The following is a 13,519-nucleotide window of genomic DNA, read 5'->3' on the forward strand; positions in this document are numbered from 1 at the left end:
GCCTCGTGCAGCAACTGCTGACCACCGCGCTCACCGGGCTGACGCTGGGCGTGGTCTACGCCGCGTTCGCCCTGGCGCTGGTGCTGATCTGGCGGGCCACGCGGATCGTGAACTTCGCGCAGGCGCCGATGGCGATGATCACCACCTACATCGCGCTGGTGCTGATCGACGCGGGCTGGTCGTACTGGCTCGGCTTCGCCGTCGCCCTGCTTTCCGGGCTGATCCTGGGCGCGGTGGTGGAACGTTTCGTGGTCCGGTTCGTTTCCGGCAAGGCCGAGATCAACGCCGTGATCCTCACGCTCGGGCTGTTCATCGTCCTGCACGCCTTGGCGGCGCTGATCTTCGGCTCGCGGTACCGGTCGTTCCCCGCCCCGTTCGGGCTCACCGGCTTCCAGGTCGGTGACACGACGATCGCGTTGACCGGGTTCGGCGTGTTCACCGTTCTCGCCGTCGGCGTGGTGCTGGCCGGGCTCGTGCTGTTGTTCCGCGGTACCGATCTGGGGCTGCGGATGCGGGCGGCGGCCTTCGATCAGGAGGTCTCCCGGCTGCTCGGGGTGCGGGTCGGGCGGATGCTCACCCTCGGCTGGGCGCTCGCCGCCCTCGCGGGTTCGCTGTCCGGGCTGCTGATCGCCGGCGGCGGGCTCGTCCACCCGTCCTATATGGACGGTGTGGTCGTCTACGGCTTCGTCGCGGCGGTCCTGGGCGGGCTGGACAGCCCGGTCGGCGCGGTCGTCGGCGGCGTCGTGCTGGGACTGTCCCTGAGCCTGGTCAGCGGCTACGTCGGCTCGGAACTGGTCCCGCTCGCCGCGTTGGCAATCCTCATGGTGGTACTCCTGCTCAAACCCGGCGGGCTGTTCGCGAGCGTCCGTGAGAGGAGAGTCTGACATGCTGCGCAGACATCTGCTCCTCGCGCTCGCCGCGCTGGTCGTCGTCGTGCTCGTGCTGGAGAACACCGGTCCGTTCCTCAACGCGCAGTTCACCGCGATGGCCTATTTCGCGATCGCCGCGGGCGGCCTGACCGTCCTGACCGGACTGAACGGGCAGCTCTCACTCGGCCATGGCGCGCTCATGGCCGTCGGCGCGTACTCGACCGCGCTCCTGCTGCGATCGGCGAATTCCCTCCCGCTACCGGTGATCCTGCTCCTGGCGGTGGCGATCACGCTGGCTGTCGGAGCGCTCGTGGGCGTCGCCGCCGCCCGGCTGCACGGGCCGTATCTCGCCGGTGCGACGCTCGCGCTCGCCGTCGCCGTACCCGGGATCCCGCTGTTCTTCGGGGAATGGCTCGGCGGCGAACAGGGACTGACCGTGCGAATGCCGGAGATCCCCACCTGGCTGGCCGACGCCGTGTACTTCGTCACCGGCCAGGACCTCACGTCGATCCGTTATCTCGCCTACCTTTCCTGGCTCGCGGTGATCCTCGTGTTCGTGCTGCTGGCGAATCTGTCCCGGAGCCGCGTCGGACGGGACTGGCGGGCGGTGCGCGACGAGGACGTCGCCGCCGAACTGGCGGGCATCGACCTCGGCCGCGCACGGGTGCAGGCCTTCGTGGTGAGCGCGGGATGCGCGGGGCTCGCCGGCGGACTGATGGCGTTGTCGGCGCGGCTGGCGGCACCGAGCGGATTCGCGCTGACGTTGTCGCTGCTACTGGTGTCCGCGGTGGTGCTCGGGGGTCTGGGGAGTCTCACCGGCGCGCTCGCGGGGGCCGCGCTCCTGACGTTCCTGCCGCCGCTGGTGACCGGTGCGGGAACGGATCTCGGCCTCAGCGATGTGCAGGCCGCGCATCTGGCGCCGTTGATCTACGGCCTGGTCACCGTCCTGATCGTGCTGCTCGCACCGGCCGGTCTCGCCGGCGGACTGCGGAAAATCATCAATCGGAGGCGAAGTTCATGAAACGCTGGTACAAGGCCGTGGCCGTTTTCCTGGCCGTCACGGTCACCGCCGCCTGCGGCGCGGGCGGAAGACCCGAGGGCGAGGAGAAGGGCTCGACCGTCGGCGTCACCGACACCACCATCAAGATCGGGGCGCATTTCCCGCTGACCGGCGTCGCCGCGCCCGGGTACAGCGAGATCCCCAGCGGTCACCAGGCCTACTACGACTACGTGAACGCGAACGGCGGCATCAACGGCCGCAAGATCGAGTTCGTGGTCAAGGACGACGGCTACAACCCGACGAACACCAGCGCGGTCACCAACGAACTGGTGCTGAAGGAGGAGATCTTCGCGATGGTCGGCGGCCTCGGCACGCCGACGCACAGCGCCGTCGTCGACTTCCTGAACAACTCGAAGGTCCCGGACCTGTTCGTGTCGTCGGGTTCGCTGCGCTGGGGCGACGATCCGAAGAAGGCTCCCTTCACCTTCGGGTGGCAGCCGGACTACGAGATCGAAGGCAAGATCATCGGCGACTGGGTGCGGAAGAACCTGCCGAACGCGAAGGTCGGCCTCTTCCTCCAGGACGACGACTTCGGCCGTGACGGCGAGAAGGGCGCGCGTCGCTTCCTCGACAAGCAGATCGTCGAGGTCGCGAAGTACTCGCCGGGCAACACCGACATCGCCCCGCAGATCGCGAAACTCAAGGCCGCGGGCGTCGATCTGGTGCTGGGCTTCAACGTCCCGTCGTACACCGCGCTCTCGCAGCTGGCGTCGTTGAAGATCGGCTTCAAGCCGACGTGGTTCTACAGCAACGTCGGTTCCGACCCCGCCCTCGTCGGCTCGCTGCTCGCGCGGTTCTCGGAGGGCAAGGTGGCCAACGGCGCGTCACTCATCGACGGCGTCGTCACCACGGAGTACCTGCCGGGCGTCGACGCTCCGGACAACGCCTGGACGAAGCTGTGGCAGAACGTCTGGAAGGCGCACGGCAAGGGCGGCGACCTGACGAACTACCGGATCTACGGCATGGCGCAGGCGTACACCTTCGTCCAGGCACTGCAGGCGGCCGGGAAGGACCTGACGCGGGAGCGCGTCGTCGAGGCCATCCAGCGGTCCGGCAAGACGTTCGAAGGCCCCGGGCTGGCGCCGTTCCGCTACACCGGCGAGAGCCACATGGGGATCTCCGGCATGTCGGTCGTCGAGCTGAAGGGCGGCATCGGCAAGGACCTGACGCCGGTGCTGGTCACCGACATCGGCGAAGCCCCCATCGAGGCGAACGATTCCGCGGCGAACGACGCACCGCCCGGGAACGGGATCCCGGCCGCGGCCAAGTAGTCCTCCAGCTCGCCGCCGAGTCCGTGAAGGCCTCCTTGAGGGACCCTGGGTCCCTCAAGGAGGCCTTCACGGACTTGCGTTAGTCCTGGGTGGCGGGCAGGACGCGGCCCCGTACCTCGCCGAACCCGATCCGCTCGCCACCCGCACCGGGTGCGGAGCCGGTGATCACGACCTCGTCGCCGTCCAGCAGGAAGGTGCGTTCCTCCCCCTTGACCGTGAGCGGTTCCTTGCCGCCCCAGGACAGTTCGAGGAAAGCGCCGCGCTGATGCTTCTCCGGTCCGGAAATGGTGCCGGAGCCGTAGAGGTCTCCCGTGCGCGAGGACGCGCCGTTGATCGTCATATGCGCCAGCATCTGCGCCGGGGACCAGTACATCTCGCGGAACGGCGGGCGGCTGACCTCGTCGCCGTTCCACTCGACGACCAGGTCGATGTCGAGGCCCCACGGCTTGCTCTCCCGCAGATACGGCAGCGGGAGCGGGTTCGACTGGCCGGGCAGCGGGATGCGCGCGGCCTCCAGCGCCAGGATCGGCACGACCCACGGCGAGATCGACGTCGCGAAGCTCTTGCCCAGGTGCGGGCCTAGCGGAACGTACTCCCACGCCTGGATGTCGCGGGCCGACCAGTCGTTGAGCAGGACGGCGCCGAACACGTGGCGCGGGAAGTCGTCCGGGGTGATCGGGGTGTTCAGCGGGGTTCCGGCGCCGACGACGAAACCCAGTTCCGCTTCGATGTCCAGTCGCGTGCTCGGCCCGAACACCGGTGCCGCGTCGGCCGGGGTCTTGCGCTGGCCGCTCGGGCGCACGATGTCCGTCCCCGAGACCAGGACGGTGCCGGATCGGCCGTGGTAGCCGACCGGGAGGTGCTTCCAGTTGGGCAGCAACGGTTCCGCGTCCGGGCGGAACAGCCTTCCGACGTTCGACGCGTGGTGCTCGGAGGCGTAGAAGTCGACGTAGTCCGCGACCTCGATCGGCAGGTGAAGGGTCACCCGGCCGACCGGATGCACCGCGCCGTCGGGGACTTCACCGGAGACCAGCTCGCGGATCCGTTCCCGGACCGCCACCCAGCGGTCGTATCCCTGCGCCATGAACGGGTTCAGCGACGACGCGGCGAACACCTCGTCGCCGAGCGCGGCGGCCAGGTCGAGGACCGAGTCGCCGACGCGGACGCCGACACGCGGTGAGCCGCCGCCGACGGAGAAGACGCCGTAGGGCAGGTTGTCGACGCCGAACAGCGAGCCGGCGGGAATGTCGATCGTGGTCATGCCTCTCCTCGGGGCGCTTCGAGCAGGCCGAGGCCGGCCAGCTCGGTCAGGGGGTCGGTGATGCTGCACGTGCCGAACGAGGTGAAGCCCGCCCGGGCGGCGGCGACGCGGTCGGCGTCCAGCGCTCGCAGCCGCGCTGCGACGACGGCGCCGTCCCGCTCGGCCAGCAGGGCCTCGGCGTCACCTTCTGTTCGGAGGACGGCGTCGGCGGCGAGCAGCAGGTTGAGGAACCCGTGCTGTTCGAACCCGGTCGCCGGGTCGGTGTTGCGGAGCGCGTGGTGCAGTCCGGCGGTCGCCTTGAACGGGACGCCCGCCCCGATCGCCGCCCGGACGGCGGCGGCGAGTTCGGCTTCGTCGGGGTACAGATCCGCCCGGACGCCGCCGGTGCGGAACTTCGCGCGGTGGCCCGTGCCCGCGAGTGCCTTGAGCAGCGGGACGCGTCGGTCGTCGCGCGGGATCTCGACGAAAACCGGGGCCGTGGCACCGGAAATCGCGGCGAGCACCTCGTCCGGTCCCATACCGTCCGGTACCGCGATCTCGAGTGCTTCGAGCTTCACCGGCAGCGCGGCGACGGCCTCCAGGACGCCGTCGAGCTGCGCGGGACCGCCCGGCAGTGTGACCGCGACCGGCAGCGGGCTCTCCCGCCCCGCCAGCACACCGGCGAGATCGCCGAGCGCGGTCGCGGCGACGACCAGTGGCCCGACGAGGTCGGAGTACCAGGCGGAGACGTGCTCGTCGTGCGCTGCGACGGCGTCCGGCAGCGGCGCCAGACCCGGCGGGAACACCGCGGCGTCGTCGCACAGCCCGGCGAAGAGCGCGGGAATCGGTCCGCCGTCCACCATGGTCTCCTCCACCGATTTAGTTCACACCTTTACTACCCGTTCAGCAGCGTAGTCCCGTCTTCCAGGGGACGGGAAGGGCTACTTACGGCTGCGTGTGCCGAACTCTTCGCGGCTGGTGATCAGTTTGCCCAGCAGCATCACGAGAATGCGCTGTTCGGTCTCGGTCAGGGCGTTCGTCCAGCCGAATTCACGTTCGTTGTGCTCGCGGAAGACCTCGACCATCTCCTCGTGCCCGGACTCGGTCAGCGACAGCTGCACCGAACGGCCGTCGCGTTCGTCCGGGACCCGGTGAAGCAGCCCGTCCGCGACGAGCGTCTTGACCAGGTTCGACACCGCCGCCCGGCTCATCCCGGTCAGCCGGGCCGCGCTGGTCGGTTCGAGCGGTCCGGCCAGCCAGACGACGAACAGCAGCCGGAACGCCGACCACGACCGGCCGCGCGGCCGGTGCACCGCGGCTTCGAGGTCGTAGGTCACCAGGTCGGAGGCACGGTTGAGGGTCAGCAGCACCTCGGTCGCCAGCTGGTGCCGGAAGCCGTACTCCTGCGCGAGCCGCCGGTTCGCCAGCGCCACGAACGACCAGAAGTCCAGTCCGGCCGCGTCCACGTCTTCCATGGCCGAACAGTATCTCCCGGTCGCGAAAATAATCAAAGTCGAAACTACTTTCGGGTCACTTGGAGATATGACCATCCAAGGCAGCAAACAGTGGAGGTTCGTCCATGGCGCGTCCGCCGTCCTCACCGGTTTGCTGGAGCCATGAAAACGACCAAGACCGAGGTGCCGCCGGGCACCGCCCGGGCCGTGCGGGTCGCGGCGGGAGAACTGGTCCGGGTGATCGACGTCGAAGGCGGGCAGGTCGGCGACGTGTTCGCCTTCACCGCGGACATGACCGAGCACCACAGCGCCGCGCACACCCGGGCCAGGGTCGACAGGCTTTTCCCCGCCGTCGGCGAGTCCTTCGCGACCGATCGGCGACGGCCCATCCTGACCCTGGTCGAGGACACCTCCCCCGGCGAACACGACATGCTGATCCCGGCCTGCGACCCGGCCCGGTACGCGGCGCTGGGGGCACCGGGCCACCGGTCGTGCGCGTCGAACCTGCGCGAGGCGTTGGACGAAGCGGGGTTGAGCTTCGCGGGGCCGACGCCGCAGCCGATCAACGTCTTCATGCGCATCCCGGTCGGCGAGGACGGACGGCTGAGCTGGCTCACCGCCTCTTCGCGCGCCGGCGACGCGATCACGCTGCGGGCCGACCTGGACTGCGTGGTCGTGGTCTCCGCCTGCCCGCAGGACCTCGTGCGGATCAGCGACGTCCGCCTCTCCCCGCTCGCCCTCGAAATCGTCCACAATGGAGGAACCCCGTGATGACCGTCCACCCCGCACTGACCCCGGCCTCCCTCGGCGGGCTCGCGTTGCGCAACCGCTACGCCGTCGCTCCCATGACCCGGGTCTCCGCGCGGCCCGATGGCACCCCCACCGGCGAAATGGCGGACTACTACGCCGAATTCGCCCGCGGCGGCTTCGGTCTGGTGATCAGCGAGGGCACCTATCCCGACACGGCGGCCAGCCAGGGCTACCTCAACCAGCCCGGACTCGCCCGTGACGAGCACGTCGCCGGCTGGCGCGTCGTCACCGCCGGGGTGCGCGCGGCGGGCGGACGGATGATCGCCCAGCTCATGCACGCGGGCGCGATCACCCAGGGCAATCCGCATCAGGAGCACACCGTGGGGCCCTCGGCCGTCGCGCCGCGCGGCGAGATGATGCCCGCGTACGGCGGTTCCGGGCCGTGGTCCGTGCCCAAGGAACTGACGATCGCCGAGATCGACGACGTCGTCGCGGGCTTCGCCGCCGCGGCCGTCCGCGCCCGGCAGGCCGGCTTCGACGGCGTCGAGGTGCACGGCGCCAACGGCTACCTGCTCGACCAGTTCCTCACCGACTACACCAACCAGCGCACCGACGAATACGGCGGATCGGTCGCCGGCCGGATCCGGCTGACCGCCCGCGTCGTGGCCGCCGTCGCCGAGGCCGTGCCCGATCTCGTCACCGGCGTCCGGCTCTCCCAGACCAAGGTCAACGACTTCACCTACCGCTGGCCGGGCGGCCGCGCCGACGCCGAGGTGATCTTCTCCGCGGTCGCCGAGGCGGGCGCGGACTACCTGCACATCGCGAGCGAAGGCCGTAACTGGCTGGAGACCGCTCGGCTGGACGACGGTGGCACCGTCACCGCGCTCGCCAGGGCGGTCACCGGCCTGCCCGTGATCGCCAACGGCGGGATGCACGACCTCGCCCAGGCCCGCGAGGTCCTCGCCGACGGGCACGCCGACCTGCTCTCGCTCGGGCACGGCGCGCTGGCCAACCCGGATCTGCCCGCCCGGGTCGCCGCTGCGGAACCGCTCGCCGAGTTCGACCGGGCCATGGTCAGCCCGACGGTCACGGTGGCGAACGCGCGCCGCTGGCGGGAGAGTCGGCAAGCGTGACGGAAACCAGCTGGCACGGCGGCGCGGCCGCGGTGGCGACCTTGACCTTCGACGTCGACGCGGAGTCGCCGATCCTCGCGCACTCGCGGGGCTACGCCGACCACCTCTCGACCATGTCGCATCAGGCGTACGGGCCCAGGGTCGGGGTGCCGCGCGTCCTCGATCTGCTCGGCGAACTGGCCGTGCCGGCGACGTTCTTCGTACCGGGCTGGGTCGCCGAACAGCGGCCCGGCCTGGCCGCCACGATCGTCGAGCGCGGGCACGAGGTCGCCCACCACTCCTACAGCCACCGGCCGCCGACGTCGATGAGCGCCGCCGAACAGCGGGCCGACTTCGAACGCGGTATGGCGGTCTTCGAGAGTCAGGGCATCGAGATCAGCGGGCATCGCGCGGCGGGCTGGGAGTCCACTTGGGACACTCCGGGACTCGTCGCCGAATTCGGCCTGGGCTACGACTCGTCGCTGATGGCCGACGACCGGCCGTACCTCATCGAGACCGGCGCCGGCCGGATCGCGGAATTGCCGGTGCACTGGTCACTCGACGACTGGGAGCAGTACGCGTTCCTGCCCGCGCCGCAGATCGGCTCGGTGATCAACTCTCCGGCGCGGGTGCTGGAGATATGGCGTGCCGAGCTGGACGCGATGCGGCGCTATCGCTGCCTGTTCAACCTGTGCCTGCACCCGTTCCTGTCGGGAAGGCCGGGGCGGCTGGCGGCGGTGCGGGAGCTCATCGAGTTCGGGCTCGGCCTCGGCGACGTCCGGTTCGCGCGCTGCCGGGATGTGGCGGCCGCGGCACTGGCCGACCCCGATCTGCCGGCCGAACCGTTGCGGCGCCTCGAAGTCGACCCGGCGGTCTATCCGGACTGAGCCGCTTCCAGTGCGAGGAAGAGGTCGACCCGGTCCGCGGTCCGGCCGACGTCGCGGCCGGTGAGTTCGGTGACCTTGGCGAGGCGGTTCCGCAGCGTGTTGACGTGCACGTAGAGGGCGGCGGCGGTGGCCGCCCACTGGCCGTCGTGATCGAGGAACGCCCGCAGGGTCGTCTCCAGGTCGCCGTCACGGGCACCGTCGTGCTCTCGCAGCGGGCCGAGCAGGGCGTCGGCGAAGGTGCGCCGCCACTGCTCGTCGTGCGATTCCAGCAGGAGCCGATAACTGCCCAGCTCGGCGAAACTGGCCGCCACGGGCCCGCCGCGCCTGCCCCGAAGCGCCCGGCAGGCCTCTCGGCTGCGTAGCAACGGGGTCCGCAGATCGGTCGCGCCGGGCACGGGATCGGCGAGCCCGACGACCACGCGCGCTCCCCCGAACCGGTGCGACACCGCAGCCGCGAGCCGGGGCGCGAGCGACTGGGCGCCCGCACGCCAGGAGAGCACGGCCACGACGTCCCGGCTGCCCGCCGCCACGACCGCGGGTATTCCCTCCGCCAGCAGGAAATCCGTCACGGCTTCGGCCATCCCGGGAAGGGTCGCCGAGTCGTCGTCGCCCGCGAACGCCAGCGCGAACACGGCCAGCGGCCCGTCCGGGTCGACCCCGAACGCGCGCAGCCTTCCCGGCACCTCGGCGACGCGTTGCGCACCGGACAGCACCATGTCCAGCAGTTCGACGGCGAAGCGCATCTCGATGGCCTGCACCGCTTGATGCCGGGCGACCTCCAGGCTGAGGTAGCGCGCTGTCTGCTCCAGCGCGTCCCGCTCCCCCTGCGTCAATTCCGCCGCGGACCTCAGGCACAGCAGAGCGGCGTCCGCGTCGCCGATCGCGCCGACCGGGAACAACGCCGCGCGCGTCCCGGCGCCGAGGTCCGCCTCCAACGGCGGCGGATGTCCGGCCAGCGCCTCCGCCGCGGCACGCAGTTGTCCGGCGTCCAGCTCCGCGCCCGCCGACGCCAGCTCGCGTCCCATCCGGTCGACCACAGCCAGCGGTAGATCGTGCTCGCCGCGAAGCACCGCCAGTACACCGGAAGCGCCGTCGCCCCTCGACAGCGCCGACGTCAGCTCGTCGCCTCGGCGCACCAACGACATCAGCGCGTTCTGCCTGCCTCTGGCCTGGATCGCGGCCGCCGCCCGGGTGACCGCCGTGAACGGCACCGCCACCGAGATCTCCAGCAGCGGCAATCCGGTCTCTCGGCACGCCTCCGCCAGCGCGGCCGGGGTGTCGCGCTGCTCGGCGCGCAGACCGAAGATGATCCCCGCCGCACCCGCGCGGATCACGCGCGCGACGAACTCCGCCGGTTCGGTGCGGTCCAGCCACAAGCCGTTGGTCAACACGACTTCGTGCTCGCGAACGTACGGCCCGGGGTCGGGCAGCTCGGTGTTGTGCACCCACAGGACCTGTTCGGCCAAGGCCCCGTCGCGACCGGGCACGACGACCCGCAATTCGAGATCCGGGTCCGCGACCAGCGATTCCAGGGTGAGCATGGTGGCGAATATAGCCATCCGCCCCGCCGTCCTGCTGTGGGCTGATCTGCTCACAGCAGAGAAACCGGCGGGCGGGGCAGGCGCGGCGGCATGGTCGGGACATGACCGACTACGAGAAGCAACCCCTCTTCGACCAACGCCTCCGGGAGCGGTACTTCAGCCAGCGCGTGCTGGTCCTCGACGGCGCTCTCGACGACGACAACGGGACGGTGCTCACCACGCAGCTGCTGTCGCTGGCGAGCGAGGATCCCCACAAGGACATCGCGTTGTGGATCCATTCGCCGGGCGGCTCGGTTCCCTCGATGCTGGCCATCCGCGACGTGATGCGGCTCGTGCCGTGCGACGTCGCCACGCTCGCGCTGGGGCTGGCGTGCAGCGCCGGGCAGTTCCTGCTGTCCGCGGGCACACCGGGTAAACGCTTCGCCCTCCCGCACGCGCGGATCCTGATGCACCAGGGCTCGGCGGGCATCGGCGGCTCGGCCGTCGAGGTCGAGGTGCAGGCCGACGACCTGCGATACACCCGGGACACCGTGCTCGGGCTGATCTCCGAGGACACCGGCCAGCCGATCGACCGGATCTTCGCCGATTCCCTGCACGACCGCTGGTTCACCACCGAGCAGGCGCGCGAATACGGCTTCATCGACCACATCGTCGAAAGCCTCGACCAGGTCCTCCCCGTGCGCACCCTCAAACTCGGCCTCGGTTCGGAAAGGAGCATCGACGCGTGAGCACCTACACCATTCCCAACGTCATCTCCCGCAGCCCCGGCGGCGAGCGGATCATGGACGTCTACTCGCATCTGCTGTCGGAGCGGATCATCTACCTCGGGACCGCGATCGACTCCGGGGTGGCGAACGCGCTGATCACGCAGCTGCTGTACCTGGAGGCGGACAACCCGGAGCAGGAGATCAACCTCTACATCAACTCCGAGGGCGGCGACCCGTCCGCGATGCTCGCGCTCTACGACACCATGAAGTTCATCAAGGCGCCGGTGGCGACGACCTGCGTCGGCCAAGCCGTCGCGGCGGGCGCGATCCTGCTGGCCGCGGGCGAGGCCGGGCACCGGTTCGTACTGCCCCACACCCGGGTCGTGCTGCACCAGCCGGCGGCGCAGGGCCGAGGGACCATCCCGGACCTGATCCTCCAAGCCGACGAAGTCGTCCGAGTGCGCACGCAGCTGGAGGACATCCTTTCCGCGCACACCGGGCGCGCCGTCGAGGATCTCCGGCACGACACCGACCGCGACCGCGTGTTCGACGCGGCGGGTGCCGTCGCCTACGGACTCGCGGACCGCGTCCTCGACGAGCGGGGGTGAACCGTCAGGCGGCCATGAGCACGGGTCCCGCCGGACGGCGGCCGACCGCGAGACCCGTGCCGCGGCCGCGCCGGACCGTGCCCGCGATGCCGACGAGCAGATCCGCCAGGTCGACGCCGAGCGCGCCGGTGACCGCGGCGATCATCTCGCTGGAAGGCTCCTTGCGGCCTCGTTCGATCTCCGACAGGTACTGCGGCGAGATACCGGCCCGTTCCGCGACGTCGACGAGGCGGCCGCCCTGTTCTTCCCTGGCCGCGCGCAGGCTCTGACCGAGCACGTCACGCCACAGCGGTTCGGGCTCGGGATCCGCGCGCTTCTGGTGGAAAGGGAGAATGTCCGCCATCCGGTCATCCTGACATCGGGTCCGTGCCCGCGTGCGGTGTTCCGCTCAAGGCGAAACCCGGAACGCCCGCCGGTACGCGCCCGGCGTCGTACCGACCTGGGCGCGGAAACGGCGACGCAGGTTGACCGCCGACGCGAGCCCGACACGGGACGCGATCACCTCCACCGGCAGATCCGTCTCCTCCAGCAAGGCGCGCGCCTCGGTCACGCGGCGCGCGAGAAGCCAGGCGCCCGGTGTGGTGCCGAGCTGATCGGCGAAGCGCCGGGCCAGCGTGCGGGCCGAAACGTTGAGGTGCGCGGCCAGATCGCCCACCGACAACGGCGCTCCGAGGCGCTCGCCCGCCCAAGCGAGGAGACCGTCCAGCGCGTCCGCGGGCGGCGGCGACGGCACGTACTGCGCCTGACCGCCGTCGCGATGCGGCGGCATGACCATATGCCGCGCGACGAGGGCGGCATGCGCGGCACCGTGATCCTGCCGGACCAAATGCAGGCAGAGGTCGATCCCGGCACCGGCGCCGGCACTGGTGGCGACGTCCCCGTGGTCGACGTAGAGCACGTCCGGCTCCACTCGTATCCGGGGGAATTCGTCCTGAAGTTGTGCCGCCCGCGCCCAATGCGTGGTCGCGGCGCGGCCGTCCAGCAGTCCCGTGCGGGCCAGGGCGAACACTCCGGAACAGATCGTGACGAGCCGCGCTCCGCGGGCGTGCGCGCGCAGGAGCGCTTTCCGCACAGGCACGGAAAGCGGCGCCTCGACCGGGGCCCAGCCCGGGATGAGCACGGTGTCCGCCGACGCGAGCGCCGAGAGGCCACGCGTCACGGACATGGCGTACCCGGCCGTGGTCGGCACCGGACCGGGTTTCTCCGCGCAGACGTCGAATTCGTAGTACCGCGGTACCCCGGCCCGCTCCGTGCCGAAGACCTCGGCGACGATGCCGAGTTCGAACGTCGACTGCACCGGCCGCACCAGTGCCATCACACGATGCATGGCAGAAAAGTACCCCATGATGTCTTCCCTGACACTGTCCGGCCACCTCATGATCGCGGCACCATGAGGTCATGCACCCCGAGATCCTCGCCCAAGAGGGCTACATTTCCTTCTCCGTCAAGGAATCCCCTGTCCGCGAACTGTTCCCCGGCATCCGGCTGCGTCCACTGTGGACAGGTTCGAACGGAGCACACGCCAACGTGCTGGAGATGGACGCCGGAACGTCCTGGCCGCATCGCGACGTCCACGAACCCGGATCGGAGGAGGTGTACGTCGTCTCCGGCACGTTCAACGACGGGGCGCGCGACTATCCGGCCGGGACGTTCCTGCATGCTCCGGCAGGGTCTTGGCATGTGCCCAACACCTCTGCCGGCTGCACGCTTTTCCTGTTCTATCCGGAGGGGTGAGGACTATCGTTTTAACCCTGTCGGGTGATTGATGCGTGTTCGAATTTCGTGCGGATATCAGTAGCACACGTGTTCGACTGTCGGGTATCGTTGATGTCGTGGCCAGCGAAAACAGTCCCCCGGCAGCGTGCATCGAGTGGTGGCGTGTCGATACTGCGACGCTGCATGCCCGCAAACAGGAAATCGAAGTCCTGAAACGCCGGTTGGACGCGGAGCAGTACGCGATCTTCGCGGAACTCAACACGCGCGGAATCCGCGGCTGCTATGGGCATTCGACGTTGATGGG

Annotated in this window: 15 protein-coding genes and 1 pseudogene; 10 read left to right on the plus strand and 6 right to left on the minus strand. The window is 70.1% G+C overall.

Annotated elements, in window-relative coordinates; translation table 11 throughout:
* Positions 1-5 precede the first annotated feature (5 nt).
* Genes H5J31_RS33750 through H5J31_RS33760 form a run of 3 tightly spaced genes read left to right on the plus strand, consistent with a single transcriptional unit; the run spans position 6 to position 3,200 of the window.
* Positions 6-884, plus strand: coding sequence for a branched-chain amino acid ABC transporter permease (locus tag H5J31_RS33750; protein ID WP_181776728.1), 879 nt, complete (start codon positions 6-8; stop codon positions 882-884).
* 1 nt (position 885) lies between these two features.
* Complete coding sequence (locus tag H5J31_RS33755; RefSeq protein ID WP_181776729.1) at positions 886-1,890, plus strand: branched-chain amino acid ABC transporter permease; 1,005 nt, start codon at positions 886-888, stop codon at positions 1,888-1,890.
* Complete coding sequence (locus H5J31_RS33760) at positions 1,887-3,200, plus strand: ABC transporter substrate-binding protein (RefSeq protein ID WP_181776730.1); 1,314 nt, start codon at positions 1,887-1,889, stop codon at positions 3,198-3,200. Before H5J31_RS33755 ends, H5J31_RS33760 begins: the two co-directional genes overlap by 4 nt.
* 79 nt (positions 3,201-3,279) lie before the next feature.
* Here H5J31_RS33760 and fahA read toward each other — a convergent pair whose 3' ends face one another.
* From fahA to H5J31_RS33775, 3 genes are all read right to left on the minus strand, one after another.
* A complete protein-coding gene (gene fahA / locus H5J31_RS33765) occupies positions 3,280-4,461 on the minus strand; it encodes a fumarylacetoacetase (protein ID WP_181776731.1) in 1,182 nt (393 codons plus the stop codon).
* On the minus strand, positions 4,458-5,303 hold the full coding sequence (locus H5J31_RS33770) for a hypothetical protein (RefSeq protein ID WP_181776744.1): 846 nt from the start codon (positions 5,301-5,303) through the stop codon (positions 4,458-4,460). The genes fahA and H5J31_RS33770 overlap by 4 nt, the downstream gene beginning before the upstream one ends.
* Before the next feature lie 78 nt (positions 5,304-5,381).
* Positions 5,382-5,915, minus strand: a complete 534-nt coding sequence (locus H5J31_RS33775) for a MarR family winged helix-turn-helix transcriptional regulator (protein WP_181776732.1) — start codon at positions 5,913-5,915, stop codon at positions 5,382-5,384.
* A gap of 141 nt (positions 5,916-6,056) precedes the next feature.
* Here H5J31_RS33775 and H5J31_RS33780 point away from each other — a divergent pair, with 141 nt between their 5' ends.
* The 3 genes from H5J31_RS33780 to H5J31_RS33790 are packed head-to-tail and all read left to right on the plus strand — an operon-like array spanning position 6,057 to position 8,643.
* Positions 6,057-6,665, plus strand: coding sequence for a DUF1989 domain-containing protein (locus tag H5J31_RS33780; protein ID WP_181776733.1), 609 nt, complete (start codon positions 6,057-6,059; stop codon positions 6,663-6,665).
* Entirely contained in the window at positions 6,665-7,777 is a 1,113-nt protein-coding gene (locus H5J31_RS33785) for an oxidoreductase (RefSeq protein ID WP_181776734.1), read from the plus strand. Before H5J31_RS33780 ends, H5J31_RS33785 begins: the two co-directional genes overlap by 1 nt.
* Positions 7,774-8,643 carry a polysaccharide deacetylase family protein gene (locus H5J31_RS33790; protein WP_181776735.1) on the plus strand — a complete coding sequence of 290 codons (870 nt, stop codon included), beginning with the start codon at positions 7,774-7,776 and terminating at the stop codon, positions 8,641-8,643. Before H5J31_RS33785 ends, H5J31_RS33790 begins: the two co-directional genes overlap by 4 nt.
* Here H5J31_RS33790 and H5J31_RS33795 read toward each other — a convergent pair.
* On the minus strand, positions 8,631-10,184 hold the full coding sequence (locus tag H5J31_RS33795; protein WP_181776736.1) for a PucR family transcriptional regulator: 1,554 nt from the start codon (positions 10,182-10,184) through the stop codon (positions 8,631-8,633). The two genes, H5J31_RS33790 and H5J31_RS33795, sit on opposite strands and share 13 nt — an antisense overlap.
* A 101-nt stretch (positions 10,185-10,285) precedes the next feature.
* On the opposite strand from H5J31_RS33795, the gene H5J31_RS33800 reads away from it, so the two are divergent.
* Together H5J31_RS33800 and H5J31_RS33805 are read left to right on the plus strand one after the other, a co-directional pair.
* Entirely contained in the window at positions 10,286-10,912 is a 627-nt protein-coding gene (locus H5J31_RS33800; protein ID WP_181776737.1) for a ClpP family protease, read from the plus strand.
* The gene (locus tag H5J31_RS33805) at positions 10,909-11,499 is read left to right on the plus strand and encodes a ClpP family protease (RefSeq protein ID WP_181776738.1); all 591 of its coding nucleotides are present in this window, start codon (positions 10,909-10,911) and stop codon (positions 11,497-11,499) included. Before H5J31_RS33800 ends, H5J31_RS33805 begins: the two co-directional genes overlap by 4 nt.
* A gap of 4 nt (positions 11,500-11,503) precedes the next feature.
* Here the strand turns inward: H5J31_RS33805 and H5J31_RS33810 are convergent, their stop codons facing one another.
* Positions 11,504-11,842: a helix-turn-helix domain-containing protein gene (locus tag H5J31_RS33810; RefSeq protein ID WP_181776739.1), complete on the minus strand. Its 339-nt coding sequence runs from the start codon at positions 11,840-11,842 to the stop codon at positions 11,504-11,506.
* Positions 11,843-11,887: 45 nt separating this feature from the next.
* Entirely contained in the window at positions 11,888-12,826 is a 939-nt protein-coding gene (locus H5J31_RS33815; RefSeq protein WP_181776740.1) for a GlxA family transcriptional regulator, read from the minus strand.
* 71 nt (positions 12,827-12,897) lie between these two features.
* Between H5J31_RS33815 and H5J31_RS33820 the strand changes: the two genes are divergently transcribed.
* Both H5J31_RS33820 and H5J31_RS33825 read left to right on the plus strand, forming a co-directional pair.
* A complete protein-coding gene (locus tag H5J31_RS33820; RefSeq protein WP_181776741.1) occupies positions 12,898-13,233 on the plus strand; it encodes a cupin domain-containing protein in 336 nt (111 codons plus the stop codon).
* A 98-nt stretch (positions 13,234-13,331) separates the two neighbouring features.
* Positions 13,332-13,519, plus strand: a pseudogene (locus H5J31_RS33825) (HNH endonuclease signature motif containing protein); the annotation flags it as partial.

This window comes from Amycolatopsis pittospori (assembly GCF_013870525.1).
Lineage (GTDB): Bacteria > Actinomycetota > Actinomycetes > Mycobacteriales > Pseudonocardiaceae > Amycolatopsis > Amycolatopsis pittospori.

Excerpts from the sequence above, each read along its gene's own strand:
- H5J31_RS33810 (WP_181776739.1), bottom strand. The coding sequence starts at position 11,842 with ATGGCGGACATTCTCCCTTTCCACCAGAAGCGCGCGGATCCCGAGCCC.
- H5J31_RS33775 (WP_181776732.1), bottom strand. The coding sequence starts at position 5,915 with ATGGAAGACGTGGACGCGGCCGGACTGGACTTCTGGTCGTTCGTGGCG.
- H5J31_RS33780 (WP_181776733.1), top strand. The coding sequence starts at position 6,057 with ATGAAAACGACCAAGACCGAGGTGCCGCCGGGCACCGCCCGGGCCGTG.
- H5J31_RS33755 (WP_181776729.1), top strand. The coding sequence starts at position 886 with ATGCTGCGCAGACATCTGCTCCTCGCGCTCGCCGCGCTGGTCGTCGTC.
- H5J31_RS33785 (WP_181776734.1), top strand. The coding sequence starts at position 6,665 with ATGACCGTCCACCCCGCACTGACCCCGGCCTCCCTCGGCGGGCTCGCG.
- H5J31_RS33800 (WP_181776737.1), top strand. The coding sequence starts at position 10,286 with ATGACCGACTACGAGAAGCAACCCCTCTTCGACCAACGCCTCCGGGAG.
- H5J31_RS33795 (WP_181776736.1), bottom strand. The coding sequence starts at position 10,184 with ATGCTCACCCTGGAATCGCTGGTCGCGGACCCGGATCTCGAATTGCGG.
- H5J31_RS33820 (WP_181776741.1), top strand. The coding sequence starts at position 12,898 with ATGCACCCCGAGATCCTCGCCCAAGAGGGCTACATTTCCTTCTCCGTC.
- H5J31_RS33770 (WP_181776744.1), bottom strand. The coding sequence starts at position 5,303 with ATGGTGGACGGCGGACCGATTCCCGCGCTCTTCGCCGGGCTGTGCGAC.
- H5J31_RS33760 (WP_181776730.1), top strand. The coding sequence starts at position 1,887 with ATGAAACGCTGGTACAAGGCCGTGGCCGTTTTCCTGGCCGTCACGGTC.
- fahA (WP_181776731.1), bottom strand. The coding sequence starts at position 4,461 with ATGACCACGATCGACATTCCCGCCGGCTCGCTGTTCGGCGTCGACAAC.
- H5J31_RS33815 (WP_181776740.1), bottom strand. The coding sequence starts at position 12,826 with ATGCATCGTGTGATGGCACTGGTGCGGCCGGTGCAGTCGACGTTCGAA.